Genomic DNA, 26826 nt, shown 5'->3' with positions numbered 1-26826 from the left:
GACGACCGCCGCTACCTCGATATGTCCCTGCTGAAGTCAAACTCAGACACCGCTGCATGACCCCGCCAAGGAGCATTCCTCCCCCGAACCCCCTCCGAACCAACTACACACGATTCGGGACTTGACCCATGAACTCGGACTCGGCCCGGTTCACCGCGACGAAGAACTCGCGGTAGAGCCCGCGCGGCTCGCTCGCGCCACGATGGAACCACCGGGAGAGGGTCTGCTCGTCGACGCCCACGAGGCCCGCTGCCGCTCGACGGAAGAGGCCGGACCTCAAGTGGTCGCAGATCTGCTGCTGAAGCTCAGGGGTGAGTTTGGTCGGTCGCGCCACCCCATCTAAATGCGTGCGGTTTCGCGGGCTTTTTCATGGGAGCGCCCAACAAAACGCAGCGGCCCAGCAGTTTTCCCAAAAATTTCTGAAAAGTGGTGCGCGCCGAGCAAGCCAGAATCCGGCCCACGAAATGAAATCCGAGCCGGGGGGAGCCGACCCAGATCTTCTCTGCGCACATACGCGCACCCCAGACTGCCGCCGGAGAGCTGAACCTAAGAGACTCAGGGGTTAATCGTGAGGCGCAGGAGCTTCATGACCGCTCACTCGCCACCCCATTCGCCGCTTAGAGTCTATCGTCGGCCTTAGTCTTCACTACCACGCCATGACTCCACCTCCCCCAATCGCACCTGCCCGACCATCTGATCTCCTACGGCGGCCTCAACGGTTCGAGGAGTGCGCTCTTTGCCGCTCTAGGTTCACAAAGGCCCAGCCCCGAACCGCAGACCACGTCATTCCTTCAGCGTTCTTCAACGACCCACCACCCAACAATCTACCAACGTGGGGTGTCTGTTCTCTTTGCCAAAAAGAGCTTTCACCACGAGAGGAGCGCCTCCGGAACCTATTCGTAGCCGCTCATTCACGTCACCCTCATGAGATTGTGTCCGTTACAGAGCGCGCCAAGCGAAGTAAGCAGCAACCGCTTCGTGAGAGAATGGATTATGCGGCCACAGACTCCGGGCTGTTCGTCCGAGTCCCGATTGCAGTTCCCGACCAGAAAGACCTTGATGCGGTCTTTCGCAAAATGGCGTGGGGACTATTTACCTGGAAGCACAACCGGCTTCCTCCCCTGTCTTGCCCAATCGTTGTCCGACACATGTCCGCCGATGCATTTGACTTCTGGAGCGACGCATTGGACCTACCAGTCCAGTGGTTTGGGCCAGAGGTCGCCTGGAAATCAGTCTCCGACGAACAGATGAATATTGGGGTGTGGCTCTTCATGCTGCACGGCGCAGTCCCCGTTGGTGTTTGGTGCGGTGACGCAGTCTTTAACCCTAACATTCCACCAGCAAGTGCCATTGCCCTTCGCCCAGACCGATAAAGCGCCCAGCGACCGGGCGGTCACACTACTCCTCTTGGATGACTATGATCTCCCGCAGCTCCCCCAGGGCCCGCGCCAGCATCCTGTCGACGCGACTCTTCGGCGCGCCCCATGCCTCGGCAACGGAGCGCACCGACTGCGCGGGGCGGTTGATGCCGAAGACGCGGGACACCAGCTCTCGCTGCTGCGGAGCCAACTGCCGCACGGCCTCGAACACGAGGGCTCGCGACTCAGCGGCCAGCAGCATCGCCTCGGGCGTCTCGTCGTCGCCATCACGCCCCGAGCGCGCGTAGAGTGCGGCTTCCAGCTCGTCGAACAACTCCTCGTGGCCTGGAGAGCCGTCCGAGAAATGAGACGGTGTGTCCATGCGATGGATTCGAATCGTGTTGCGCTCGGCATCACGCACTGAACCCGCCGTGCGGCCCTTGTGCGCGCCATCGCTCGGATGCACGTCGCTCGCGTGGAGTCGCGCGTACTGCTCACACGCGGTCCGAGCGGGTCAAGTCCCGAATCTTGTGTAGTTGGTTCGGAGGGGGTTCGGGGGAGGGAGGCTCCTTGGCGGCATCAAGCAGCGGCAGTGTCAGGGGGTGATTTCAGCAGAGACATGTCGAGGTAGCGGCGGTCATCCCAGACGCCGGTGACTTCGAGGGCGACGGCGGTGATGAGGCGCAGCGCGCTGGCGCGGTCCGGGAAGGCGCCCACGGAGCGGATGCGGCGCTTCACCTCACCGTGGAGGCGCTCCAAGCCATTGGTGCTGCGAAGACGCTTCCAGTGGGCCTTGGGGAAGGCGAAGAAGCAGGTGGCGGCGGCGAAGCCCTCGCGCAGGCACTCCATGGCTTCTGGGACTTGCCGCCCCAATCCCTCCTGGAGGGCCTCCAGCCGCTTCCTGGCGTCCTGAAGGGAGGCGGCCTCGAAGACGGCCGACGTCTCCTTGCCGAGGCGTCCTCGCAGCCTCCAGGGGGCCTTGGCGAGCACGTTCCGGGTGAGGTGCACGGTGCAGCGCTGCAACCGCGCCTCCGGCAGGGACTGGCGGGCTGCGGCGGCCAGGCCCGCGTGCCCGTCGGCGATGACGAGACGCACGCCCTTCAGCCCTCGCTCCAGCAGCTGGCGCAGCAGCTCCAGCCAGGACTCCGCCGACTCGCTGCCGCCCAGGGTGATTGCCAGAAGGTGCCGGTGCCCATCCTCGCCCACGCCATAGGCCACCAGGGCCGAGACGTTCTGCACCGTGCGCGCCCACCTGGCGTCCAGAAAGGTGGCATCCAGGTACAGGTACGGGAAGGCCTGAGTGAGGGGCTGGGTGCGCAAGCCCTCCACTTTCTCCTCCAGCGTCCGTGTCACCCGACTCACCGTCGAGCGCGAGACGTCTTCGCCCATGAGAGCCCGTGTCACCTTGCCCATTTTCCTCGTGGAGACGCCCTGCACGTAGGCACTGGTAATCGCCTCGTCGAGTTCCCCGCTGCGCCGCTTGTAGCGGCCCAGCACCTCTCCTGCGCTGCCGCTGTGCCGGGTGCGCGGCACCGTCACGTCCACCGCCCCCGCCGTCGTCACCAACGTACGCAGGTAGCTGCCGTTGCGCACGTCCACCCGGCCCACCATCCGCTGCCACCGTCCAGCCCCCACCAACTCCCGTACCTCTTCCTCCAGCAGGGCCTCCAGCGTCATCCGGATGGCTCCGCGGAAAAGCGCCCGCAGGTCGGCCTGCACCTCTTCGTGCGCGGGGGCTTCAAACTCGCTAACGTCCACGTCGGGGAACTCCTCGGCTCCTCTGTCAGGAGGAGACCGGTTCGGTTGGTTTCACCGAGGAGCTTCCCTCTTTCCCGCTCGTCCCTCCTCGCCATCTACACACTTATAGGGACACGACCCATAGCCCTGTCTCCAGAAGATAGACGGCACGCTGTGCAAGATACTCGGTCTTGCCCGCGCCAGGGCCGGCAACAACGCAGGTCGAACCGGCGTGCCGCAGCGCACGCCACGCGCCGGGCTCTAGGTCGTTGATGCCCCGTGGTCGCCAGTCTTGCGGTCGGATGAGCGGCATGATCAGGCCTGTGGTGAGGATGGGGTTAGACGGGCGGCGATGGAGGCCAGGAGCTCTCGCAACTCCTCAGGGGCACCTGCGGCCAGAGCCTCGGGCGTCTGTCCGGTCAGAACACGAACGTGCGTGCTAGGTTTCCCGCGCCCAAGAAAGAGGTAACGATACCAGCGCAAGGATTGATCATGTTCTGCGGCGTAGAGGTCGCCTCGACCGCTATCACCGAGAACAGCTGTGCGCGGATTACCTTGCCGCGAGGGGCCCTGTCTTCCCGGTTCGATGATCTGATAGGCGGCAGGAAATGCACGCAACATTGAATAGTCTAGGTCGAGCGGTGCACAGAAGAAAACATGAAACTTGCGCAGCTGAATTGCCCAGGCGCGCAAATTCTCACTGTCCTCAGCCTGGTGTGTGTCGAAGGCAGCCAAGTTAGCCGCTGGCCCCTTCGGATTGAGGTGCTGACCGAAGAGCGCCCGTGGCGTGACGCCGATGTCCAAGAGTTGCGCGCAAGCGCCCTTGATGCGACCCCATCCGCCGCCATCTCGCCCCCAATCGAGATCGAGAAGCGTCGCGTATGGGATGTCGAGGTCGGTCAGGAGCCGCCAGAGATGATTGACGTGCCGGCCGCCGAGGGGAACGACCGCGATGAACGAGCGGTCTATGTCGAAGCCCATCGCTGCTGCGAGGCGTGGGAGCACCACTTCTTCTGAGGCGCCCTCGCCAAGCACTGCGAAGCGAGCGAAGTAAAGTTCAGGGTAGGTGCGAACCGCCTCCCGCACGAATTTCGATGCCTCCTCTTCGTCGACAGGTAACCGAATGGCGCGGACTTGAGCCGTTCGGTCAGCCGGGTTGATGCGGAAGTGCCTAACTTGCGACGGATCCACCCGGGCGAGAATGCTCGCTGAGTGGCTGGAGACCACTGCCTGAGCACGGCTCCCTTTCGTCAAGTCTTCAATCTGCTGCACGATCCGTGAGAGATAGAATGGCGCAAGGTTATTCTCTGGTTCCTCGACCGCGATTAGCGTCAAGGCTGGGATAGGGATGCCACCAGGTTGAAATCCATCAGTGGCCGGATTAGCGGCGATGCTGCCCTCGACATCCAATGTTGCCGCTGCCATCGCCAAATGAAGAAGTGAGCGCTGTCCGTCGCTCAAGTCATCGAGCGAGCGCTCGCGGCCAGCTTCGTCGGGGCGGAACACCACTTCAACCTTGCGGATGAAATCCTGGAAACGCAGGTCGACCGGCCGAAACACCGGAGTCGTGTCTGTACCTGCGGTATGGACCTCTTGCCAGCGCCGCCGGACGGCGGCCGATACAAGAGTGACAGCGGCTTCACCGGTGAAGGCTCCGTTGAGTGCCGAGCCGGCGGTGGCGAACGTGTCCCGCACGCCCTGCGACCAGTTGATCGCCCGCCAGAGTCGCCCCCGCAGAAAGGCCGTTACCTGAGACGCTCCGTCACGCGAAGCGGGCACATAGATCATTTGAATACGGGCGCGGTCGATCGCCTTCAACTCGATGCAATCCGCCTCGGTGAACTGCCCAAACACTCGGACCACCCAGTACTTCTGCTCGATAATTCCGTCTAGTGAGCCATCATCGCTCCAGGTGGCCTCGAGCCGCAGCCGGCATTTCAGCCGACCTGCTTCGTCGGCGGCCATCTGGTGGAAGAACTCTGGAATGGCTCCGGCGTCGGCGTCTGTGGCGTCCAGTTCGGGAAAGGCGAGAACAGCCTCAAGAACAAAGGTGCGTTGAAGTATCGCAGCCGTTTCAGTACAGGGAATATGGAAGTCTTGGCGACGAATGCGCCTTTGATCGCCGGTGATGCCGAAAAGGCGCTGGAGTGCCTGCATGACGGCGGTCTTACCTGCGCCATTGATTCCAACTAGAACTGTCAGACCTGGGGTGAGATCAATCGTCAATGGTTCGGGGCCGAAGCACCTGAAATTGCTCAAAATGAGCCGCTCAATGAACATGTGCAGCAGAACTCCGGAAATTGGTTGGCAATCGCTTGGTACTGCTAAGGCTCGCTGTTTCCTCTTTTTGCATTTGGAGACTCTGATTAAACCGCTTCGCTGACAGCGGTGCCTGCAGTCTTGTTGGCCGCCATGCCGGTTTGTTTAGGCCTCTAATCCTATGGCTGTAGTTGGAGTCGCGCCTCTCAGGTTCGGTGGTGACACTGCATGACCGCTGCTTTGTGTGGTGTCGCCAGTGATTCCACGTCAGGACATGTTCATTTACTGAATGAGAAGACCAGCAGTCGCGAGGTTGTTGGGCCTTTTCCTGAGGCCGACAGCGGAAGGTGGTCGACTTGGCCGCGTGCGTGCCGCTGCATTTGGAACTTTGTCACCTCGGCGCAGAGGGAGGTTTTCGGCTCTGGTTGGATACATGCATCGACACCCGCAGCGTATTTTGCAGGATGACGGCGTTACATACCACCAGGGGGTGAGCACTCTACCACCGTAGGGTGATGGTCCGCTACACAGCTCCAGCGGAATGTATCTCCTGTGCCAATCGCTCCCATGCCGTGCGCGGGTGATATCGCGCAGGTTCGACACCGTCAGTATCTGGTCAACGAGGTCATCGCTCCTTCGGATGTCCGGGAGCAACACACCCTCGTCCGCCTCACGTGTCTCGATGATGACGCACAGGGGCGCCCCCTGTCTGTCTTGTGGGAGCGTGAGCTCGCTGCTCGGGTCATCCGACCCCACCAGGGTGGACTGGGACCTCCTGTTCGTTTCGACGAGCCGCGTCACTTCGCCGCGTATCTCCATGCGCTCAAGTGGAGCTCCGTCACCGCCACCGACGCCCGGCTCTTCCAAGCGCCGTTCCGCGCGGGCATCCACTTGATGAACCACCAGCTCACGCCTCTCAAGAAGGCGCTCGAGCTGCCTCGGGTGAATCTCTTCATCGCCGATGACGTGGGGCTCGGGAAGACCATCGAGGCGGGGCTGGTGTTGCAGGAACTCATCCTCCGCCAGCGCGTGGACCGCGTCCTCATCGTCTGCCCCGCGTCGGTGACGCTCCAGTGGCGCGATGAAATGGAGAAACGCTTCGGTCTGCGCTTCGAAATCTTCAACAGCGAGTTCGTCTCCCGCCGCCGTCAGGAGCGCGGCTTCCAGGTCCCCGTCTGGGCCACGCACTCTCGCTTCATCGTGTCGTACCAGACGCTCAGGCGCAGTGAGTACTTCGAGCCGCTGAAAACCCTCCTGGAGGAGAAGGGGCACCACAAGTCCTTGCTGGTGCTCGACGAGGCACACGTCGTCGCGCCCGCTTCGGCCAGCCGGTACGCCATCGACACCGAGACCACTCGCAGCATCCGCTCCCTGGCGGAGCGCTTCGAGCACCGGCTCTTCCTCTCCGCCACGCCCCACAACGGCCACTCCAACAGCTTCTCCGCGCTGCTGGAGATGTTGGACCCACAGCGCTTCACGCGCGGCACCCGGGTCCGCGAATCACAGCTGGCTCCCGTCATGGTGCGCCGGCTCAAGGGTGACCTTCGCGCCCTGGGCAGCTCACAGCGCTACCCCGAGCGACACGTGGTGGGCGTGCGGCTGACGCATGACTCGGGGCGCTGGCACGCCGAGTGGCTCGCCCCGGACGGAAAGACCGTCGAGGAGCGTGTCGACCTGGGCGAAGCCTCCGCTCCGGAACTGGAGCTGTCCCAGAAGCTCGCGCGCTACACGGACCTCATGGCGCCCGGCACGAAGCAGGGGCGCCTGGTCTTCATCAACCTCCAGAAGCGCCTCCTCTCCAGCATCGAGGCCTTCCACCGCACCCTCTCCGTCCACGCAGCGGCCTTCGGCTCGGGGACGCGGGTTCCCGACGGCGGAGCGCTCACCGGCGACACGGCTCCCGAGTCCGAGGAGCACGGCGAGACGGACGACGCACTCGAGCTGTCGTTCGCGGAGGCCATTCGCGAGCACAGTCAGCCGCTGTCGACCAACGCCCAGGCTCGCAAGCTCCTGGAGGACATGCTCCAGCTGAGCGCCCGGCACCGCTCGGCCCGGGATGCGAAGCTGCGGGCCCTGCTCCACTGGATTCGCGAGCACCAATGTCCGCTCACCAAGGGCGCTCCGTGGAAGCCCCGTCGGGTCATCCTCTTTACCGAGTATGGCGACACGCTCCGTTATCTCAAGGAGCAGCTCACCGCCGCCTTCGAGGGGACCCACCGGGGGGATGAGCGCATCCTCACGCTGACTGGCGGCATCGATGACGTGAAGCGCGCGGAGGTGCAGGCCGCCTTCAACGGCTCGATGGAGGAGTTCCCCGTGCGGGTCCTCCTCGCGACCGACGCCGCGCGCGAAGGCATCAACCTGCAAGGCCACTGCTCGGACCTCTTCCACATCGACGTCCCATGGAATCCCTCACGCATGGAGCAGCGCAACGGCCGCATCGACCGTGCCTTGCAACCCGCTCCCACCGTGCGCTGCGGCTACTTCGTCTACGCCCAGCGCGCCGAGGATGCGGTGCTCGACACCCTCGCTCGCAAGGTGGAGACCATTACCCGCGAGCTGGGCAGCCTGGGCTGTGTGCTGATGGACCAGATGCACGAGGCCCTCGCCTCGGGCATCTCGAAGGGCACGCTGGAGCGCGTCTCCCGCGCCGCGACCTCGACTCGCACGGAGGTGACGAAGCGGGAACTGGAGTCCCAGCGCACGCTCCAGTCCCTGCGCAAGGAACTGGATGCGATTGGAGAGCTCCGCGAGCGCAGCGGCAAGGTGATGGACTTCAATCCCGTCCTGCTGCGCGACGCGCTGGACGTGGGGTTCGAGCTGGCCGGCGCGGGCCGGTTGGAGCGGGAGACCCTCACGGAAGAGGGCCGGACGCTGGAGGCCTGGAAGGTCCCCGCGCTTCCCGCTTCTTGGAGCACGACCCTGGATTCCATTCGTCCGCGCCGGGCGCACGACGAGGCGCCATGGGAGTGGCGCAAGCGGCCCTTGTCTCCCGTCGTCTTCGAGGCACCTCCGGGCGTCTCCAGTAAGCTCGTCCACCTGCACCTGTCCCATCCGCTCGTCCAGAGGGTGCTTCAGCGGTTCCTGGCGCAGGGGTTCTCCGCGAACGACCTTAGCCGCGTCACCGTGGTCCAGACCCAACGCGACGCCGTGGCTCGCGTCATCGTCTTCGGCCGGTTGTCTCTTTTCGGCGAGGGCGCCGCGCGGCTCCATGACGAGGTGGTCTCTGTCTCAGCCAGGTGGCTGGACGGCGGCGGCCGAGGGCACCTGAAGCCCTTCGCCGATGAGGCGGACCGCAAGGTCATCGACCAACTGGAGACCACGCTTGCGGAAGCGCCCGCGCTCTCCTCGATACCGAAGGCCGTCCAGAAACGCCTGCTGGCCAGTGCCGAGTCCGACTTCTCGAAGCTCTGGCCCGCCATCGAGGAACAGGCCTCGGCGCGAGAGCAGGGGGCTCGCAAGAAGCTGGCGGCGCGCGGCGCATCCGAAGCCAAGGCGCTGACTCAGATTCTCCACGAGCAGAAGGAGGCCATCCAGGAGGCCCTGAGCGCGCAGCTCGAGCTCTCGCTCGACGCCCAGGCCGAGAAGGACCAATGGAGGAGGGACAAGGTGCACCTCGAACAGCGATTGGCGGCACTCGGCAGGGAACTCGTCGAACAACCTGAATCCTTGAAGGCCACCTACGCCGTGCGGGTCGCCCGCCTGGTTCCCGTGGGCATGGTCTACCTGTGGCCGGGGGCTCGCTGATGAACGGTCAGAGCCTTGGCGGGGATGTCGAGCGTCGCTATCACCAGACGTGGATGGGGATGGCGCAGCCCATCGAGGGGCTGGTGGTCTCCATCCCGGTCCTCGAGGACGCGCAGTGCATGCAGCGCCTGCCCGTGTCCGCTCAGTCGCGCTTCGTCCTGTTGGCGGGCCGGGAGTCACCTCGCGTGACGGATGTCCCGCGCTTCCTCCGGGAGGTGCTGGGCTACACCGAGGAGGATTTCACCACGAGGTTTCCGGAGGACCTCCAGCTCGATATCGAGGAGGGGCAACAGACCCTCAAGCCCTCGCGGGGGCTGTTGCGACGAGGGCCCCCTCCCGCGAGGCCGGAAGGGTTGCCGGATGACTCTACGCCCATCAGCCGCGCCGCGGAGGGCTTCGCGCTCCTGACCTGGGAGCTGCCGGCCGGATTGGACCTGGACAAGAAGGAAGACACCACGGGCGCGTGGTTCTACGAGCCCACCGCCAAGTTCGACCGACTGCTGCGCGCGGCCCGTGTCCCCATCGGTCTGCTGTTCAACGGGGACTCCGTGCGCCTCGTCTATGCGCCCCACGGCGAGACCTCCGGGCACATCACCTTCCGGTTCAAGGACCTCGTCACCGCCAGCGGTCGTCCGCTGTTCGACGCGATGGTGATGCTCCTGCATGCGCGCCGCTTCTTCGGCGTGCTGCCCGAGCATCAGCTCCCCGCGCTCCTGGAGCAGTCACGCCGCCGGCAGGCGGATGTCACCGACGAGCTGGCCGACCAGGTCCTGGAAGCGCTCGGCATCCTGCTTACGGGTTTCGAGACGGCCGCAGAACGGGATGGCTCTCGGGCCCTGGACGAGGCGCTCTCACGAGGTGAGGAGCATGTCTACGGCGGGCTCCTCTCCACGCTCTTGCGGCTCGTCTTCATCCTCTACGCGGAGGACCGGGGCCTGCTCCCCGTGGACCAGGAGCCCTATCGCGATGACCTGTCGGTGAAGGCTCTTCACGCGCAGCTCGTCGAGGACTCCAGCCAATACCCCGATTCGATGAATCGGCGCTTCGGTGCGTGGCCACGATTGTTGGCGCTCTTCCGGTGCATCTACCTGGGGACCTCGCACGACAAGCTGCGAATGCCGGCACGGCGTGGGGAACTCTTCGACCCTGACGCATTCCCTTTCCTGGGGGGAGTGGGCTCCTCCGAGGAGGGCACGGATGCGCGGGTGCCTCCCATCGATGACGAGACGGTCCTGCAGGTCCTGGAGCGGCTCGTCTTCCTCAAGGGGCAGCGACTGAGCTTCAAGTCGCTCGACGTGGAGCAGATCGGCTCCGTGTACGAGGGCCTGATGGGCTTCCATGTGAAGCGCCTGACCGGGGCTGGAATCTGCCTCAAGCCCTCGAAGGTATGGATCTCCGTGGACGAGGTGCTGGCACAGCCCTCAAAGCGGCGTGCGGCTTGGCTGGAAGAGCAGACGGGCCTCGACGCGAAGGCGGTAAAGGCCCTGTCGAAAGCGCTGGAGCAGGCCTCTACGCAGCAATTGGTCCTCACCGCGCTGGAGCCGTACCGCGCGAAGGGGACCGAGGCACGGCGCGCATCCCAGCTGGTGCTGCAACCCGGCGACGAGCGGCGACGGACCAGCAGCCACTACACGCCTCGAAGTCTGTCTTCCCCCATCGTCCGTCGGGCGCTGGAGCCCTTGCTCAAGACGATGGGGCCGCAGCCGTCTTCCGAGAGACTCCTCAACCTGAAGATCTGCGACCCGGCCATGGGGTCGGGTGCGTTCCTGGTGGAGTCCTGCCGCTTCCTCGCGGACCAGGTTGTCGCCGCCTGGACACGAGAGGGCGTGCTGAAGCGTGACAAGCACGAGGACGAGGTGATGCGGGCACGCCGGCTGGTGGCCCAACGATGCCTGTACGGTGTGGACAAGAACCCATGGGCCGTGAAGCTCGCGAAGCTGTCGCTGTGGCTCGTGACGCTGGCGAAGACGGAGCCCTTCACCTTCCTGGACCATGCGCTCAAGTGCGGGGATTCGCTGGTCGGGCTCGACCTGGAGCAGCTTCGAGCGTTCCACTGGGCCCCAGCCCGCAAGAAGCAGTCGGAGTTGTCCTGGGCGTTCATCTCGAAGGCGCTGAACTGCTCGCTGGAGAAGCGGGAGAAGATCCTCCAGCTCGCGCTCGACCTGGAAGGGCCGGACCGCAAGCCACTGCAGCTGGACCTGGAGCCCGGTCGAGTGAAGGAGGGGCTTCTCCGGGATGCGGACGCGGCGTTGGGGGACATCAAGCACATCGCGAATGCGTGCGTCGGGGCCTTCTTCGCCCAGGGGTCGGACAAGGAGCGGGAGAGGGAGCGCGTCCGCCGGTTGGACCTGATTGGGGCGTGGCTGTCCAAGGCGAAGAATGGGGTTCCGCCTCCCATTCCGGCGGACATCGCGGCGTTCTCCGCGCCGTCGTGGACGTTCCACTGGCCGCTGGAGTTCCCGGAGGTCTTCCATGGGAGCCGGCCAGATCCGCTCGACAATGAGCAGCCGAACAAGGCTGCGTGGATCGATGGGTTCGTGGGGAACCCGCCGTTCGCGGGAAAGAACGCCATCATCGAGACGGGGGGCGAGAACTACCTCCCTTGGCTCCAGGCGGTTCATGAGGGGGCGCACGGCAACGCGGATCTCTCCGCGCACTTCTTCCGCCGTGCGTTTCATCTTCTGGGTGAGCACGGCAGCTTCGGCCTCATCGCCACCAACACCATCGCGCAGGGGGACACGAGGGCCACGGGGTTGAAGTACCTGGTGGACCACGGCGGCCATCTCTACGACGCCGTGCGATCCATGAAGTGGCCGGTGACTGGCGCCAACGTCTCGGTGTCTGTAGTGCATCTGGCAAAGGGGCACGTCTCCGGCCTGATTCTAGAGCCTCGCTTGGATCGCCTGCCCGTGAAGTGCATCAACTCTCGGCTTCGTGGCAAACCCGAGCGATTAGAGCCCGTGGCGCTCACTGCCAACACGGGGAAGAGCTTCCAGGGAAGCATCGTCCTTGGAATGGGGTTTGTACTGAGCCCTGAGCAGCGCTCGACTCTTGTCTCGAAATCATCAAAGAACGCGGCGCGCATCTTTCGCTACGTGGGTGGCGAGGAGCTCAATTTCGACCCGAGTCCTGAACTCGAAAGGCACGTCATCAACTTCGGGCAGATGGAACTACAGGAAGCGGAACGCTGGCCCGACCTCATCCGTACCGTACGGGAGTTGGTGAAACCTGAGCGAGACAAGGCCAAGGACAGAGGCGCGAAGCAGTTCTGGTGGCAGTTTATCCGGCCGCGTCCTGAGCTCTATGAAGCGCTCCGTCCATTGAGTCGTTGTCTTGCGACCTCTCGAGTCTCGAAGCACCTAATGTTCTCGTGGCAGTCGCCGTCTGTCGTGTTCAGCGAGCAAGTCATTGTCGTTCCTGTCGAGCAGGCCCACTGGTTGACGACCCTGCAGTCACGGGTGCACGAGGTCTGGGCACGTCTGCTGTCATCCTCCATGCGCAACGACCTTCGTTATGCGCCGAGCGATTGCTTCGAAACCTTCCCCTTCCCGGTCTCCGCAAGAGCCTCAGCGCTCGATTCGATTGGCGAACGGCTCAATTTCGAACGCCACCAGTACATGCAGGCCCACACCATCGGCCTGACGACGACTTACAACCGGCTCAAGGACAAGTCGGTCACCGACGCCGCGACTCAGCGTCTGCGGGACCTGCATGTGGCCGTGGACCAAGCCGTCCTGGATGCCTATGGCTGGAAGGACATCCAGGTTCCTCCGTACTGCGGAGCCACTCCCAAACAGCTCGAAGCCTTCGAGGACGAAGTTCTCGACCGCCTCTTCGACCTGAACGAACGCCGCGCCTACGAGGAAGCGCATCCCACCGTCCGCCGTCCCTCGAAGTCCCGCGCCCAGACCGCTTGATGCCTCCCATGCATGCTTCTGACACGGGAGCGGTCCGCTCCCACCTCATCGATGCGCTCGAAGCGGACCTCGTGGGTCCGTTCCACAAGCCTCCAGGGGCTCCTTTCTCGGACGCTTCGGAAGTGCTCCGCACACCCCCCTCCCGCTGGTACCTGACGGGCTTCCTCGTCCCGCTCGATCAGGGTGTCATCGAGGATGACCCCGATGACGAGGAAGACGACCTGGCCGCGGGCAACGACGAGGACGACGAGGAATCCTCCCGTCCCGACCCGACCGCCAAGAAGGTGCGCCGCCTGCCCGCGTCCATGGGCCTGTCCGTCTTCGTCCCCGCGGGCACGTCCCAGCTCACCGCCCATGTCTGCTGGGCGGACTACCAGCGCATCGATGCAGAGGGGCGCAAGCAGTGGCGCCGCACCTTCCATCAACGCACCGTCACCCTGCACCTGAACGACGCGACTCTGCGGGAAGGACTGTACGTCCAGGACAGCGGTGGCCTGCGCCTGGAGGGCCATGTGGAGAAGACGCGCGAAGGCGAGCTCGCGGTCGCCATCTTCCTCGTCAACGCACGCCCTCCCACCAGCACCTCCGCCGACCGGGACGAGGCCTACGTCTTCCAAACCCACCTCGCCCTGGAATGTGCGCACGGCTTCGTCAGCCGACAGGACTCCAGCGACGCCAGGAGCGAGGACGAAGACGACCTCGTCAACGACCTCCAGTTCCGTGACCGACAGCGGTGGGCCGTGGGCCATGGCATCTCCGTGCGCATCCCATCCACCTCTGTCCCCGTCACCCGCGTGGAAACGGACTGGCTGCCACGCGTCGAGGTGCTTCCTGTCGAAGCGCGGCAGCTCGACGAGGTCACGGTGGGCATGGAGGAACTCGCCGCGTTCACGACACCCTCCGAGGCCGTGGCGGCCTTGCTCCCCCTGGTCCGTGCCTACCGTGAATGGGTGGCCATCCAGGCCACGCTCGCTGTTGGCAGCAAACGCCGTGAGAAGACACGGGATGAACTCATCCGCAGGGCTCGACGCGCGGCTGACCGCATCGAGGACGGCATTCAGCTCCTGGCCCGGGAACCTCTCGCCTTCGACGCCTTCCGCTGGATGAACAGCGTCATGGCTCTGTCAGAGCGCAAGGTCCGGCAGGACGAGGCTCCCAAATGGCGCCTCTTCCAGCTCGCCTTCATCCTGCTCAACCTCCCCTCTGTCGAGGACGAAGACCACGCGGACCGTGAGCTCGTGGAGCTCATCTTCTTCCCCACCGGCGGCGGAAAGACGCAGGCCTACCTGGGCCTCATCGCCTTCACCTTGCTCCTGCGCCGCCTCCGGGGGCAAGCCCACCTCCACGGCGGCCTGGGCGTGGCGGTGCTGCTTCGCTACACGCTGCGGTTGCTCACCCTCGACCAGCTCGGTCGCGCCGCGACCCTCATCTGCGCGCTCGAAGTCCTCCGCCAGCAGGAGCCGAAACGCCTGGGCGCTGTGCGCTTCTCCATCGGACTGTGGGTCGGCCGCTCCGCGACCGCCAATACGCTGGAGCAGGCCTCTACGCAAATCACCGAGTACAAGAACGACAACAGCGCCCGCGCACAATCTCCGTTCCCGCTCGCCACCTGCCCCTGGTGCGCCACGCCGTTCGAACGGGAGTGCTTCATCCTCCGTCCCTCCAAATCCAGACCGGAGGAAGTCCTCGTCGGCTGCGCCAACATCGCGTGCGCGTTCAACCTCGGCCGCAACCCGGAAGGGCTCCCCGTCCTCTTCGTCGACGAGCAGATCTACCGGGAGCTGCCGTGCTTCCTCGTCGCCACCGTGGACAAGTTCGCCATGCTGCCGTGGCGTGGAGAGACGGGCTCGCTCTTCGGTCGTGTCCTCGGTCGTACCGGCAAGCGCTTCGTCGGTCCATGCAACGATGCCGCGGATGTGAAGGCGGCGCTCGTGATGCTCCCGAAGGGACTGCCTCCCCCGGAGCTCATCGTGCAGGACGAACTGCACCTCATCTCCGGCCCGCTGGGCTCCATGGTGGGCCTCTACGAAGGCGCCGTCCTGACGCTCGCGCCCCGGGCGAAGCTGGTGGCCTCCACCGCCACCGTCCGCCGCTCCCGGCAACAGGTCAGTCGCCTCTATGGACGGGACGTCGCGCTCTTCCCTCCGCCCGGCGTGGATGCCTCCGAGACGTTCTTCGCCTCCGTGGGCAAAAAGGGCGCGCGCCAATACCTGGGCGTGGCGGCACCCGGGCGGCCCATGAAGGCCCTCCTGCTGCGCGTCTATGTCAGCCTGCTCGCCGCCGCTGCGCGCGGTGAGCAGCTCCACGGCGCAGTGAGCGCGGACCCGTACCTGACGCTCGTCGGCTACTTCAACAGCCTGCGTGAGCTGGGCGGCATGCGCCGGCTGGTCGAGGACGAGGTGCGCCGACTGGTGATGGACCGCGTCCGCCGTCGTCCCGAGGACTTCAGCAAGGACGCCGAGCATCCCTGGTACCGGGGCAGGACCATCCGCGGCGAGCCCATCGAACTCACCAGTCGGGAGAAGACGGCCGACATCAAGGCCTCGAAGAACCGCCTGGAGCTCACGCACGGTCAGCCCCAGAGCATCGACGTCGTGCTCGCCAGCAACATGATCTCCGTCGGCGTGGACATCGACCGGCTGGGACTCATGGTCGTCGCGGGACAACCCAAGACGACCAGCGAGTACATCCAGGCCTCCAGCCGCGTGGGCCGCAAGATGAACAAGCCCGGCCTCGTGGTGACGTGCCTCAACGCCGCCAAGCCCAGAGACCGCAGCCACTACGAGCGCTTCGGGACGTACCACGAGTCGTTCTATCGCTTCGTCGAGGCCACCTCGGTGACTCCCTTCTCGGCACCAGCGCTCGACCGGGGGCTGGCGGGCGTGGTGGTGGCGCTGGGCCGGCTGCTGGACACCGCCATGACCGCGCCCCTGGAGTGGAAGTCCCTGCAGGCGCACCGGGACCGGCTGGAGCAGGCGCTCGAAACACTGGCGAAACGCGCGGGCCGAGAACTGCCCACGGAGGAGGCGGAGCGCGCCAGCGACATCGTGATGCAGCGCGCGCGAGGCCTGCTCGACTCGTGGCGCAACATCATCGAGCAGGCGAAGCTGGACGCCGCCCAGCGCGCGTACTCTCCCTACGACCCGGAGGGGAAGGGGCTCAAGCCCCTGCTGCGCGGCTTCCTGGACCGCACCGAGAACCTCACCCAGGACGAGCTCAAGTTCGAGGCACCCACGTCCATGCGTGACGTGGAGTCCTCGGTGCACCTGTGGATTTCACGTCAGCCCCTGGGTGGCTACCGCGCCCCGAAGGCCGCGACGGAGGAGGTGGCGCATGACGAGCCGTAGGAAGTGGACACGGGCCCGCTCGACGCGGCCGCCGGATGGGCGCGTGCGCCAGAGCCAGGTGGTCTCCACCTTCGGTCCGGGCAGCATGCTGGACCTGCTGAACGACGCGGTCCTCGTGGGCGGCCTGGACTTCTGGCGTCTCAAGGACCAGGGCGAAGTGGTCAACGAGCCACGGCTCCTGGAAATCGTCGAGCCGCTCTACCACCGCAACAAGTGGCCGCTCAGCAAGGAGGCCCCCTTCCGCAAGCCCCCTGCCGGGGATGAGGGGGGGCCGACGGAGTCCTGCGGCATCCAGGTGTATGAGTTCCCGCGCTGGTTCGTCTGCCAGAACCCCCACTGCCGCACGCTGGTTCGGGCCAACAGCCTGGAGCGCGTGAACCAGGAGTACCGCCACCGCTGCGCGGGTGGGGACGCGAAGCCCGAGCGCTGCGTGCCGGTGCGCTTCGTCTCGGCCTGTCCTCGGGGGCACCTGTCGGACATCGACTGGACCTGGTGGACACACGAGCGCAAGCCTTGCGACGCCCCCCAGCTCAAGCTCGAGGAGGGTGTGAGCGGTGACTTCAGTGACATCGAGGTCGCGTGCTCGACGTGCGGCAAGCGCAGGCGCCTCATCGACATGACCCACAAGGAGCAGCAGGACCGCTGCGACGGGGAGCGGCCCTGGCTGGGATTGGAGGCGAAAGAGCGCTGCGACGAGAAGCAACGGCTGCTGGTCCGCACCGCCAGCAACGGCTACTTCGCGCAGACCACCAGCGCCATCACCATCCCTGAACCGGAGTCACTCCGGCGCAAGGTGCAGTCCGCGTGGAACATCCTCCAGTCCGCCACCGCGGAGACGCTGCCGGCCTTCCGGACCATCCCCCAGGTCCAGGCGGCGCTCGGCTCCGCCTCCAACGCGGAGGTGCTGGCGGCCATCACCGCGGAGCGCGAGCACTCGCCCGAGGCCGTCCCGGAGATCCGCACCGCGGAGTGGCTCCAGTTCCTCGCCCAGGCCCAGGAGAAACCTGGCGAGATGCCCAGGGACCGCGCCGAGGTCTTCTGGGCCCGGCGCATCGCTCGGCCCCAGGGACTGCCCCCGCTGGTCGAACGCGTGGTGCTGGCGCGACGGCTGCGGGAGGTCCAGGCCCAGGTCGGCTTCACGCGGCTGGAGCCCCTGACGAAGGACCTCCAGGGACGCTACGACCTGGACGTGGCGCTCGCGCCGATGTCGCTCCACCGGGACTGGGTCCCCGTCACGGAGATGCAGGGGGAGGGCATGCTGCTGGTGCTCGACGAGCCGCAGGTGCACGCCTGGGAGCTGTCCGAGCCCGTGCTGCGGCGCGAGGAGGTGCTCCGGGCGGGATACGAGCGCTGGAAGCAGGGCTCCGGCTCGAAGCTCCCTTTCCCGGGCGTGCGGCTCTACCTGCTCCATTCACTGGCGCACCTGCTGATGACCCAGGTGGCGCTGGAGTGTGGCTATCCCGCGAGCTCCATCCGCGAGCGGCTGTACTGCGCGCCGCACAGCGACGCCGTCCCCATGGCGGGCATCCTGTTGATGACGGGCACCACGGGCGCGGAAGGCACGCTGGGCGGCCTGGTGGAGGAGGGGAGGCGACTGGGGCAGCACCTCGTCCGGGCGCTGGAGGACGCGCGCCTGTGCTCCAACGACCCCGTCTGCGCGCATCACGAACCCACGGGCCGTGATGACCGCGACCTGGAGGGCGCCGCGTGCCACGGGTGTCTCTTCCTCCCCGAGTGCTCCTGCGAGCGCTTCAACCAGTACCTCGACCGCGCGCTCGTCGTGCCCACGCTGGGCCATGAGGACGTCGCCTTTCTGAAAGTGCCGTGGACCTGAGCGGCGTGGAGACCGTGGACCTGGAGCGGCTGAAGGCGGGGGCGCATCCTCTCGTTGGTCCACGGACACCTTGTGGCCGGTGGCAAGCCCGCGTCCGGCCTGGGCTCCAGTGACAAGGAGGGCTCGCAACCCTTCAACAACCCGTTCCGGCGCCACAAGCTCTGACGCCGGGTGGACACTGGGCGCAACGCGTCAGGAGGGCGGCGCTTGACCCAAGGTGCGGGCCCACAGTTGGATTCAACGGCTACAACTGCAACGGGGTTTCCATCATGGTTCGTCGTGTACTGGCGTTCGCGGCTTTCGTTTCCATCATGGGCTGTGGCGGAGCAGAGGTCGCGGAGGGCCCTGAGTCCGGCGCCCTTCCCGTGCAGGAGGTGTCCGCGCAGGCCATCGCCTGCGAGACCCGGCAGGGCAAGGTCTGCAGCCCGGAGACGGAGATTGGCTGTACCTGGGCCAACGGCACTCCGGGTTATTGTCTCTGTCAGGCCATTCCCCACAACAAGTGGGTCTGTCTGACCCACTGAGATTCCCGGCCGGCCTGGAGAAATGCTCCGGGCCCGGCCGCCTGTCGGGCATGCGATGATGAACCACTCGATGGATGCCTGCCTGGAGATCTGGATCCCCGAAGTACACCTGGGCGGGAGCTTCTCGCGGAAGACTCGCGTCGTTTCTTGGGGAGGCGAAGAGTCCACCGAGGACCTCGGTGGATGGACTTCAGCCGCTGGGGTGGAGTTTCGGGAGGGGGAGCCTCCGGCACACATCGTGCGCTCACTGCCAGCAGGTTTTGAAACAGCGGGCTGGAAGTACCTCCGAGTGGAGGGGACTGCGCTGGCCACAGCCTCGGTGGTGGGAGAGGAGCAGGGCGCTGCATGGGCGGCGCTCGAGCGCATGCTGTCCGAGCAGCTGAAGCCCGCCGGACCTTGGGTGGTCGTCTTCGAGCCGCACTGCGACCAGCTCGACCTGGTCGTCGAGGCGGACCTCGAGCAGGCGTTGCGCCTGCTCGGGCAAGGCGTGCGCAGAGAAGAATCGGCGCTGGGGTTCGTGGCCTACTGTCGTCCGGCCGTGTAGCAGCACGCCCGCGCCGCGTGGCTCACGGCGCGTTCAGGGTGAAGCTCCAGCTCTTGGCGATGCCCACCAGTGGGTCCGGCGCCGAGAGCACCACGCGGTGGAGCCCTGGCGCGGTGGTCGTCACGCTCCGGGTCCTCGTCACCGCGTCGTAGACGACAGGAACGCTCGCGCCTCCGGCGTCGAACAGTTGCACGGTCGCTCCGCTGGAGGTCACGACGTAGGTCGTCCCTCCTTCCAGCGTGACGGCGAGCTCGTCGAGGTCCGAGCCCAGCTCGAACACGCCCCCTAGGCTCACCGGGAGCGTCACCACCGTGGCGTGGGCCGCGTCGTCGCCATGGTCGTCCGTCCCCACCCGCTCCACACGGAACGTGAAGGCGTAGGGCGCGGAGCGCGAGTCGATGATGAAGGTGACGAGCGTCGACGCCAGCAGGTGCGCCTTCCAGACCCCCTTGCTGGAGGTCATATGCATGCGGAAGGGGAAGGTGCTGCCGGGTGCGCTCGCGCTCAGCGAGCAGTCGGGCGCGCAGGTGACCTGATAGACGCCGTCCGCATCCAACTGGAGCGCGATGGCGTCCAGGTCGGTGGAGCTGTGGATGAGCCCCTCGACGCTTTGCCCCACCTCGACGCGGGTGGCGGTCTCGGGCGTGTCGCCGTGGTCATCCGGTCCGAAGTCCCGCAGCTCCACCTGGAAGTCGCTCCACCAGGGGGCCTCCCGCAGGGCATGCACGAAGACGAAGTAGCGCCTCGTCGAGGCCGCCTCGTGGACGATTCGCCCCCAGCTGGTCTCGGTCAGGACCGTGCCCGCCGCGTCCGTGAGCTGGATGCGGTGCTCGCGCACGGGGGAGTCGCTGACGGTGTAGACGTGGCCCTGGGTCGCCTCGAAGGAGAAGACCTCCACGTCGTTGGTGCCCTGCAGCCGCGCCGTGACGGGGACTCCCATGGGGAGCGGGGTGGCGCCGAGCATCTCGTTCGCGTGCTCGTCGGGCCCCAGGTCGTCGAGCTGGCACTGCGTGTTGAACACCTTGCTGCCCTTGTAGACGCGCACGTACCAGGTGCTCGCCTCCTGGCTCAGCTGGCCCACCGAGGTGCGCCCTCCGTTGCCCTGCACCTGGGCGCCCGCGCTGTCCCATAAGGTCACCGAGACCTCGGCCTCACAGGAGAACCGGAAGCCGCGCCCCGGCTCGGTGCGGAAGGTGAAGAAGTCGCTGTCCTCCGCGAACTCGAGTGCGACGAGGAACGGCGCGCTCGGCACCGTGATGGGCGTCGCCGTGGCGGGCGTGTCGCCGTGCGCATCCTTGCCCAGGTCCTCCAACCGGTAGGCGTACGTCCCCGCGCCCTCACGGCCCGTCCCGGAGGATACCGCGATGAACCGGGGCGCCTCTGGCGTGGAGACGAACTCCAGGACCTCACCCTCCGGTGCGCGGTAGGAGCTCACGTGGACCCGCCGCTCCTGGGCATCCAGCACCTCAATGGACACCGCGGTGAGCGTGCCGGGACGCAGGGTGACGCGGAAGCCATGGCCCGCCAGCGGGGGCACGGCGAAGACATCCCGGTCCACCTTGTTCCGGAAGACGGGATGGATGTCTGCCTCCTGGAAGTCCGTCGTGGGGGCCAGGAGGGTGGCGGCCTCCACCGTGTCGCCGTGGTCGTCCGAGGGGCGGAAGGCGGCGATGGTGCAGGTGAGGCCAGCGGCCTCCTCGAAGGCGCTACAGCGGCACACGGGGGCTCCGTCCTCGGCGACACAGCGGCCGGCGGTGCACTCCACTTCGGCGCAGACGCGCAGGTCCTCCTCGGCGGAAGGGCCACCACAAGCGCTGAACAGGACGACAGCCACCAGCGTCATCAGACGCGTCACGGATGAGGAGCGAAAGGGAGACACCGGGAGCCCTGGGTTGACGACCGTCGAGCGACCGTAATAACCCGACGCCCACCCATGCAAAAGCTCTCTCGTCCCACCGCGCGGATGCTGGCCCTGGTGTCACTGCTGGTGTCCTCGATGGCCATCGCGCAGGTGCCCACGGAGGGTAACCCAGACTTTCCGCGCTGGCTGGGGCTCTCCGTGCGTGCGGGCTATCTCATGCCGGGAGGGCAGATGGATGGCTCGCCGGACCCGTTCTATCTGTATGAGGTCTACAAGGGGCTCTTCGCCGCCATCGTGGAGCCCACCGTGCGAATCGGCTCGAACGTCGAGCTCGGCCCCTGGCTCCAGCTCTCCCATGCGCAGATGCGGCTGCGCTGCTCCAGCGACGACACGTGTCCGGGCCGCCACCTGCGCTTCGGGCTCCAGGGGAACTACCACTGGATTCCCTCGGGGCCCTACAACCCCTGGACGGGCGTGGCGCTCGGCTACGAGCGGGCCTCGTTCAACGTGCGAGGAATCGACATCGCCTACTCGGGACCGGACGTGACGCTCCAGGCCGGGTTCGACAGGAACTTCGGTGGGAGCTTCTGGGCGGGGCTCTTCGCGAGCTGCTCGGGCGGGCGCTATGACTCGCTCGAGGTGAAGATGAACGGCCGCACGGGCGACGAGAGCCTCCGCGAGCGCACCGTTCATCTGTGGCTCGGCTTCGGCGTCCGCGTGCGGATGGCCGCGCCCGCCTCGACGTCCCATCCCTGAGCGCGGGCGCGGCGCGCATCGGCGCGGCGGACGTCCTCACTCCTCCAGGCGGGTGAACTCCATCACCCAGTTGGTCTCCCAGCTGCGGCCTTCGTCTGGCGAGAATGCCTGCTCCCAGCGCGCGGTGTCCTGGCCCAGCCGGGTCCACGTGAAGCGGACGCGGATGGCGCGGCCCTCGAAGGTGTCGTTCGTTTCGAACTGGCCCACGTCGCCCACGAAGCCGCCCAGCACCGGCGGGTCGACGGTGTGGTTGCGATTGTCCACCCAGGAGATGGACCACTGTTTCGTCGCCGGGTTGTAGACCCGGGTCGCCAGGCCCACGAAGCCGGGCCAGAACTCACTGCGATACGTCTCCTGATTGCCGAGCCCGCCGGGCAGCGGATGCTCTTCAGCCGTCGCCTCGAAAGGCAGCCACTCCGTGCAACCCTTCAGTCGCTCCTTGAGCCGGCGGTTCTGGACCCGCCAGCGTCCCATGAGGAAGTCGAAGTCCCGCGCCCCGTCGTTCTGTCCCTGCTCACTCATGCCATCGGCTCCGTTCAGGAGGTCGAGGGCCCGGCTCGGGCCCCTGAACGCGCAGAGTGGAGGGGATATAGGGCGAACCTGGACCTGATTCGGACGGGCCTTGGAATCACTCCTTCGGGACCGCCTGGGTCTGGGGTCAGAAGGGGATGACATCGATGACCTCGGTGTGGTCCCCCGGCAGCCGGGGAGCTGCCTGGCCCGCGAGCTCCTTGATGCGCGCCGCGGTGCAGGGGCCGCAGCCCAGGGCGTCCTTGAGCTTCTTGCCCCCGGGGCCGACTCGCAGGTTCTTGACCGCGTTCCACGCGTTGACGAGGCCGAACTTCCGGGTGCGCACGCTCTCGCCTCGGAGCGCCTTGCAGATCAGCTCCAGGTCCGCGACACGTCGGGCCGCTGGTTCTTCTATGTCTGGTTCGACCGGGGCAACAACATCTCCTCGTTCAACACCGCGGCCCCGGGCACCGTCTACAACCACGCGGGCCCGGCTGTCTTCTCGACGCCCGCCTACGAGGAAGGCATCAACGAGGCCCCCGAGGTCTTCAAGCGCAATGGGCTCTACTATCTGCTCCTCAGCGGCGGCTGGTACAACAGCCAGTACGCCATGTACTACGTGATGGGGGACTCCATCCCCCAGCTCACCCGGGCGCGGGCCGTGCGGCGACTGTCCCAGCCCTTGCGCAACACCGCGGGCCGGCTGACGTAGAGCCACGGCCACAACGTCATCGTCGAGCGCCGGGGCGAGTACTTCAACATCTTCCATATCGGGGCCTTCGACGCCGCGGGCAACCTCACCTCGCGCAGCACGTACAAGCAGCGCGTCGCCTTCAAGGCGGATGGCTCGATGCACTCGCTCAACCAGGTGAACGTCCGATGGAGCAAGCTGACCGGGTATAGCTACTCGCTCGACGTCGTGCTGCGTGACGGCTCGGTGATTGGCCCGTGCCTCTCCGTGGCCACCCTGGGACAGGCCAACAAGACCGGCTTCGATGGTGTGTGCCGCAACGCTGGAGACCGCGTGGTGACCAAGGGGGACATCGCCGCCTTCCGCCTCTTCTATTCAAACAACAACGTCTGGGGGCGCTTCGTCGAGCAGGCCTATGACGGCATCTCCGACGACGTCGGCCTGGACCTGCCGGGCGCCTACACGCCCTTCGTGGACCTGAGCTGGAGCGAGGAGGAGACCCAGGCCCAGTACTCCATCGACGTGCAGCGACGCGACACCGGTGCGTGGATTGGCCCGTGCATCGGCGTCGGCGCCGTCAACAAGAGCCTGTCCTGGACCTATCGGGGGCGCTGCGACACGCCGGGCCTCGACGTGCCGTACTCCAACATCCAGGCCTTCCGCATCTGCTCGGCGGTGAATGGCGACTGGGCTCGTGCCCGCTGCGGCACCACGCCATATGACGGGCGCGGCCTGCACTCGCACATCGTCATCCCCTGAGCCCGTTGAGGCCGTTGGGGCGCGAGACGCCGGACTCGTGCCTCACTCCCTCGCAGGTGCCGGGAGACTGGTGTCGGCGCTGCTCGGAGCGGGGCGTCCCGCAGGACTTCGAGGTGGCACCTGGGCAGACCCATTCAGGGACCGTGACAGCGGGCATTCGCGGCGGCGAGCAGGGTGAACGCCCGCTGACCGGCGGCGATGTACTCCAGCCGCCGCTGCGTCTGTCCGAAGGCGAGGTCCGCCACCGCGCGGCACGCGGCGAACCACTCTGCTCGCGCGAGGACGGTGGGGCTCACCGCGCCGTACGTCTCCATCGCGGAGGCGAGCATGGGCGCGCCGCCCCAGTGGAGCAGCCCGGCGAGGTCCCTCGCGGGGTCTCCGACGCACGCGTCGCTCCAGTCGATGACTCCGGTGAGGGCTCCCTGGGCATCCACCAGGACATGCTCGGCCGCGAAGTCGCCATGGAGCAGCCGGGGCGCGCCGCGTCCCTCCGTGGGGCGCTCCAGGAACCGCCGCTCCCACTGCGTGGCGTGCTGGGAATCGACATGGCCGTGTTCGACGGCGACATGCAGCTCCTCCACGGCGGCCGCCGACCAGGCTTCGAGCTCCGGGTCGTCGTCCTCCGGGACCTCGAGCCCCATGGCCTCGGCCGGTCCGAGCGCATGGAGCGCCCCCAGGAAGGCCCCCAGCTCACGTCCGAACCTGGACAGTTCGAGCCGCCCCGCGTCGACGAGCAACGCGGGCGTTCCGGGCAGCTTCTCGTAGCCTCCCAGGCCCGCTGGGGTGCCCTCGGCCGGGCCATCGAGGAATCGATAGAGGGGGACCGGCAGGGGAAGCCGGGGCGCCAGCCACGCCGTCAGGCGCGCCTCCCAGGCCAGGTGTGAGGCGGCTTCGTCGCTCTTGGGGAAACGGAAGACGAAGCGCCCGTCCACCTCGAAGGCCTGATGGTCCAGGCCCTCGCCCAGGTGGATGACCCGCGCCGTCGCGAGTGAGGGGAACCTCTCGTGGATGCGCGCGGCGGCCGCCGCCTCCGTGAGGGCTGGAGCCGCACCCACCTGACCCGTGTAACCGGGATATTTCCGCTGCGTATCACCCATGAACCCACCCACCCCGGGAGCGGACCATGGGACTTTCGCTGTCGTCCATCAGCAATCCGATCAGCAACGCCTACAACGCCACGAAGGATGCCGTGACGGAGACGGTCGACAACGTCGTCGACGTTGGCGAGGAGGCGCTCGACACGGCGACGTCCCAGGCCACCGAGGTCTACGAGGGCGTCAGCAGCTTCGTCGAGTCCGCGCCATCCCCTTCCGTCCTGCTCGACCCCTTCGCCACGGCGCGTGACCGGATTGTCGAGACCGCCGAGCAGGGCATCGACTTCGCCCAGGACGTCGGGCGCAGGGTGATTGACGCGGTGGAGGACCAGGTCGACTTCCTCGCCATCGAGAAGCAGCTCGACGACCTGGGCCCGGGGGACAGCTACCAGCTCCGCGCGAGCCTCGACGGCTCGGTGTATGGCATCGGCGGGCGGCTCGAGGGCACGCAGACCCTCACCAAGAACGAGGACGGCACGTTCACGCTCGCCGTCGCGGGTGAGGCGGGGGCGGGGCTGATGGGGAGCCTCCAGCAGAAGGGGCGCGAGGTTCCCGGCGGCGCCTTCTCGAACACCGGTGGCACCGTCGAGTTCACCTTCGACAGCGCCGAGGAGGCGGCGGACGCGGCCCGGACCTTCCTGGGCCCCGTCGCCGGCGGCGTCTCGGGGTTGCTCGATGGGGGCCTCGACGGGGCCCTCGACGGGGCGACGCCGGACTACGGCGCGCTGCTCGACAACGTCTCCGCGCTCGAGCTCAACCCGAACTCGTCCACCGAGCTCGCCGCCAGCCTGAGCGGCGGCCAGCAGGCCTCGCTCGGCGGGGGCGTGAACCAGGAGTATGGCGCGAAGGTGCGCCTCGAGTTCGGCGACGGCGCGCCCCGGGTGGTGCTCAGCCAGTACACCAACATCTCCGCCGAGGTGGCCGGCGGCATCCCCGGCCTGAAGGGGGAGCTCGGCGGGGACGTCAAGCTGGAGGTGCAGGAGCGCTTCGAGCTCCCCGACGACCTCAGCGTCAGCGACGTGATGAGCAACCCGGGCAGCCTCGTGAAGGACCTCGCGTCGACGGCGGTGAGCACGGGGGAGGTCTCCGTCTCGCTCACCGCGGACGTGAAGGCGCAGGGGAATGTGCCCATCGCGGGCACGCTCGGCGGCCAGGCCGAGGCCCGGCTCGAGTTCTCCGGTGGCGTGGACGAGGTCTTCGGCTCGGGCGGCATCGAGTCCCTCCTCCAGGGCCGCTTCAGCAAGGCCTTCAACCAGTTCGCCGGGGTGACCCAGCTCGAGGCGAGCCTCACGCCGTACGAGACCGACGTCACCGAGTTCTCCCAGGGCTTCGGCCGGGGGCTGGGCTCCCTCAGTGGCGGCTTCTCCGCGACCACCACCGACCGCAAGGACCCCGCCTTCGAGTACTCGGGCTCGGTGGCGGATGTGCGCGACCAGCTCCGCGACCAGGTCAACCGCTTCCGCCTCCAGGCGCGGTACGCGTAATCCCTCTCCGCCACGAAGGGCCATCCTCGCCACGGGCCACGAGCGCCATGGCGAGGAAGGGCGGGCGCGTCAGTACACGAAGATGAGCCGGCCTTCGGAGTACACGCAGTACAGCTCGCCGGTGGTGTCGCCGGCGCAGCAGGTCTGGGCCTCGCCCTCGTTGAAGCAACGCTTGTTCACGAGCGAGCTGCACGCGGGATAACCCGAGCACGCCAACTGGGAGAGCGCCGAGTCCTGGCTGCTCTCGGGCACGGCCTCGGGCTCGCTGACCGGACCGCCACAGCCCAGCAGGGAAAGGCTGAACAACACCGCTGTCACAACAAGAGACTGCTTCATGTGGAGCCTCGTCGGGTGAGTGGGACGAAGCCAGCCTAATCCAAGGTGAGCCCGCGTCGATGGGCACC

The 26826-nt window shown here is 66.6% G+C and carries 19 protein-coding genes; 9 read left to right on the top strand and 10 right to left on the bottom strand.

The genetic code is table 11. The features are described from left to right. Positions 1–1398: 1398 nt before the first annotated feature. The 4 genes from FL311_RS10170 to FL311_RS10155 all read right to left on the bottom strand — a co-directional run bounded on the left by FL311_RS10170 (position 1399) and on the right by FL311_RS10155 (position 5375). Positions 1399–1740: a sigma-70 family RNA polymerase sigma factor gene (locus FL311_RS10170; RefSeq protein ID WP_194869142.1), complete on the bottom strand. Its 342-nt coding sequence runs from the start codon at positions 1738–1740 to the stop codon at positions 1399–1401. A gap of 197 nt (positions 1741–1937) precedes the next feature. Next, positions 1938–3116 carry an IS256 family transposase gene (locus tag FL311_RS10165; RefSeq protein WP_141324738.1) on the bottom strand — a complete coding sequence of 393 codons (1179 nt, stop codon included), beginning with the start codon at positions 3114–3116 and terminating at the stop codon, positions 1938–1940. Between the two features lie 103 nt (positions 3117–3219). Further along, entirely contained in the window at positions 3220–3408 is a 189-nt protein-coding gene (locus FL311_RS46260) for a UvrD-helicase domain-containing protein (RefSeq protein WP_368668553.1), read from the bottom strand. A gap of 2 nt (positions 3409–3410) precedes the next feature. Beyond that, positions 3411–5375, bottom strand: a complete 1965-nt coding sequence (locus FL311_RS10155) for an ATP-dependent endonuclease (RefSeq protein WP_141324737.1) — start codon at positions 5373–5375, stop codon at positions 3411–3413. Between the two features lie 546 nt (positions 5376–5921). On the opposite strand from FL311_RS10155, the gene drmD reads away from it, so the two are divergent. The 6 genes from drmD to FL311_RS10125 all read left to right on the top strand — a co-directional run bounded on the left by drmD (position 5922) and on the right by FL311_RS10125 (position 19267). Next, a complete protein-coding gene (gene drmD, locus FL311_RS10150; RefSeq protein WP_141324740.1) occupies positions 5922–9101 on the top strand; it encodes a DISARM system SNF2-like helicase DrmD in 3180 nt (1059 codons plus the stop codon). 548 nt (positions 9102–9649) lie between these two features. Next, entirely contained in the window at positions 9650–13018 is a 3369-nt protein-coding gene (locus FL311_RS10145; protein ID WP_228556790.1) for a DNA methyltransferase, read from the top strand. Further along, on the top strand, positions 13018–16365 hold the full coding sequence (drmA, locus tag FL311_RS10140; protein WP_368668552.1) for a DISARM system helicase DrmA: 3348 nt from the start codon (positions 13018–13020) through the stop codon (positions 16363–16365). Before FL311_RS10145 ends, drmA begins: the two co-directional genes overlap by 1 nt. Continuing rightward, a complete protein-coding gene (drmB, locus tag FL311_RS10135; RefSeq protein ID WP_141324734.1) occupies positions 16352–18199 on the top strand; it encodes a DUF1998 domain-containing protein in 1848 nt (615 codons plus the stop codon). The genes drmA and drmB overlap by 14 nt, the downstream gene beginning before the upstream one ends. Before the next feature lie 269 nt (positions 18200–18468). Then, positions 18469–18723: a hypothetical protein gene (locus FL311_RS10130; protein ID WP_141324733.1), complete on the top strand. Its 255-nt coding sequence runs from the start codon at positions 18469–18471 to the stop codon at positions 18721–18723. A gap of 238 nt (positions 18724–18961) precedes the next feature. Continuing rightward, on the top strand, positions 18962–19267 hold the full coding sequence (locus tag FL311_RS10125; RefSeq protein WP_141324732.1) for a hypothetical protein: 306 nt from the start codon (positions 18962–18964) through the stop codon (positions 19265–19267). 22 nt (positions 19268–19289) lie between these two features. Here FL311_RS10125 and FL311_RS10120 read toward each other — a convergent pair whose 3' ends face one another. Beyond that, positions 19290–21110, bottom strand: a complete 1821-nt coding sequence (locus FL311_RS10120) for a hypothetical protein (RefSeq protein WP_141324731.1) — start codon at positions 21108–21110, stop codon at positions 19290–19292. Positions 21111–21200: 90 nt separating this feature from the next. Between FL311_RS10120 and FL311_RS10115 the strand changes: the two genes are divergently transcribed. Beyond that, entirely contained in the window at positions 21201–21884 is a 684-nt protein-coding gene (locus FL311_RS10115) for a hypothetical protein (protein WP_141324730.1), read from the top strand. Between the two features lie 36 nt (positions 21885–21920). On the opposite strand, the gene FL311_RS10110 is transcribed toward FL311_RS10115, so the two are convergent. The 3 genes from FL311_RS10110 to FL311_RS44985 all read right to left on the bottom strand — a co-directional run bounded on the left by FL311_RS10110 (position 21921) and on the right by FL311_RS44985 (position 23231). Beyond that, positions 21921–22406, bottom strand: a complete 486-nt coding sequence (locus FL311_RS10110) for a hypothetical protein (protein WP_194869141.1) — start codon at positions 22404–22406, stop codon at positions 21921–21923. Between the two features lie 136 nt (positions 22407–22542). Further along, positions 22543–22740, bottom strand: coding sequence for a hypothetical protein (locus FL311_RS44000; protein WP_194869143.1), 198 nt, complete (start codon positions 22738–22740; stop codon positions 22543–22545). Positions 22741–23009: 269 nt separating this feature from the next. After that, complete coding sequence (locus FL311_RS44985; protein ID WP_228556789.1) at positions 23010–23231, bottom strand: hypothetical protein; 222 nt, start codon at positions 23229–23231, stop codon at positions 23010–23012. 13 nt (positions 23232–23244) lie between these two features. Between FL311_RS44985 and FL311_RS44980 the strand changes: the two genes are divergently transcribed. Beyond that, positions 23245–23844, top strand: a complete 600-nt coding sequence (locus tag FL311_RS44980; protein WP_228556788.1) for a hypothetical protein — start codon at positions 23245–23247, stop codon at positions 23842–23844. Positions 23845–23978: 134 nt separating this feature from the next. On the opposite strand, the gene FL311_RS10100 is transcribed toward FL311_RS44980, so the two are convergent. Then, positions 23979–24941, bottom strand: a complete 963-nt coding sequence (locus FL311_RS10100; RefSeq protein ID WP_141324729.1) for a phosphotransferase family protein — start codon at positions 24939–24941, stop codon at positions 23979–23981. Positions 24942–24967: 26 nt separating this feature from the next. On the opposite strand from FL311_RS10100, the gene FL311_RS10095 reads away from it, so the two are divergent. After that, positions 24968–26422, top strand: coding sequence for a hypothetical protein (locus tag FL311_RS10095; RefSeq protein ID WP_141324728.1), 1455 nt, complete (start codon positions 24968–24970; stop codon positions 26420–26422). Positions 26423–26491: 69 nt separating this feature from the next. On the opposite strand, the gene FL311_RS10090 is transcribed toward FL311_RS10095, so the two are convergent. Next, the gene (locus tag FL311_RS10090) at positions 26492–26758 is read right to left on the bottom strand and encodes a hypothetical protein (protein WP_141324727.1); all 267 of its coding nucleotides are present in this window, start codon (positions 26756–26758) and stop codon (positions 26492–26494) included. Positions 26759–26826 lie beyond the last annotated feature (68 nt).

Source organism: Myxococcus sp. AB025B, from assembly GCF_006518215.1.
In the GTDB taxonomy this organism is placed as follows: domain Bacteria; phylum Myxococcota; class Myxococcia; order Myxococcales; family Myxococcaceae; genus Myxococcus; species Myxococcus fulvus.
The sequence above is the reverse complement of the archived record's forward strand: the minus strand, read 5'-3'. Positions and strand labels throughout refer to the sequence as shown.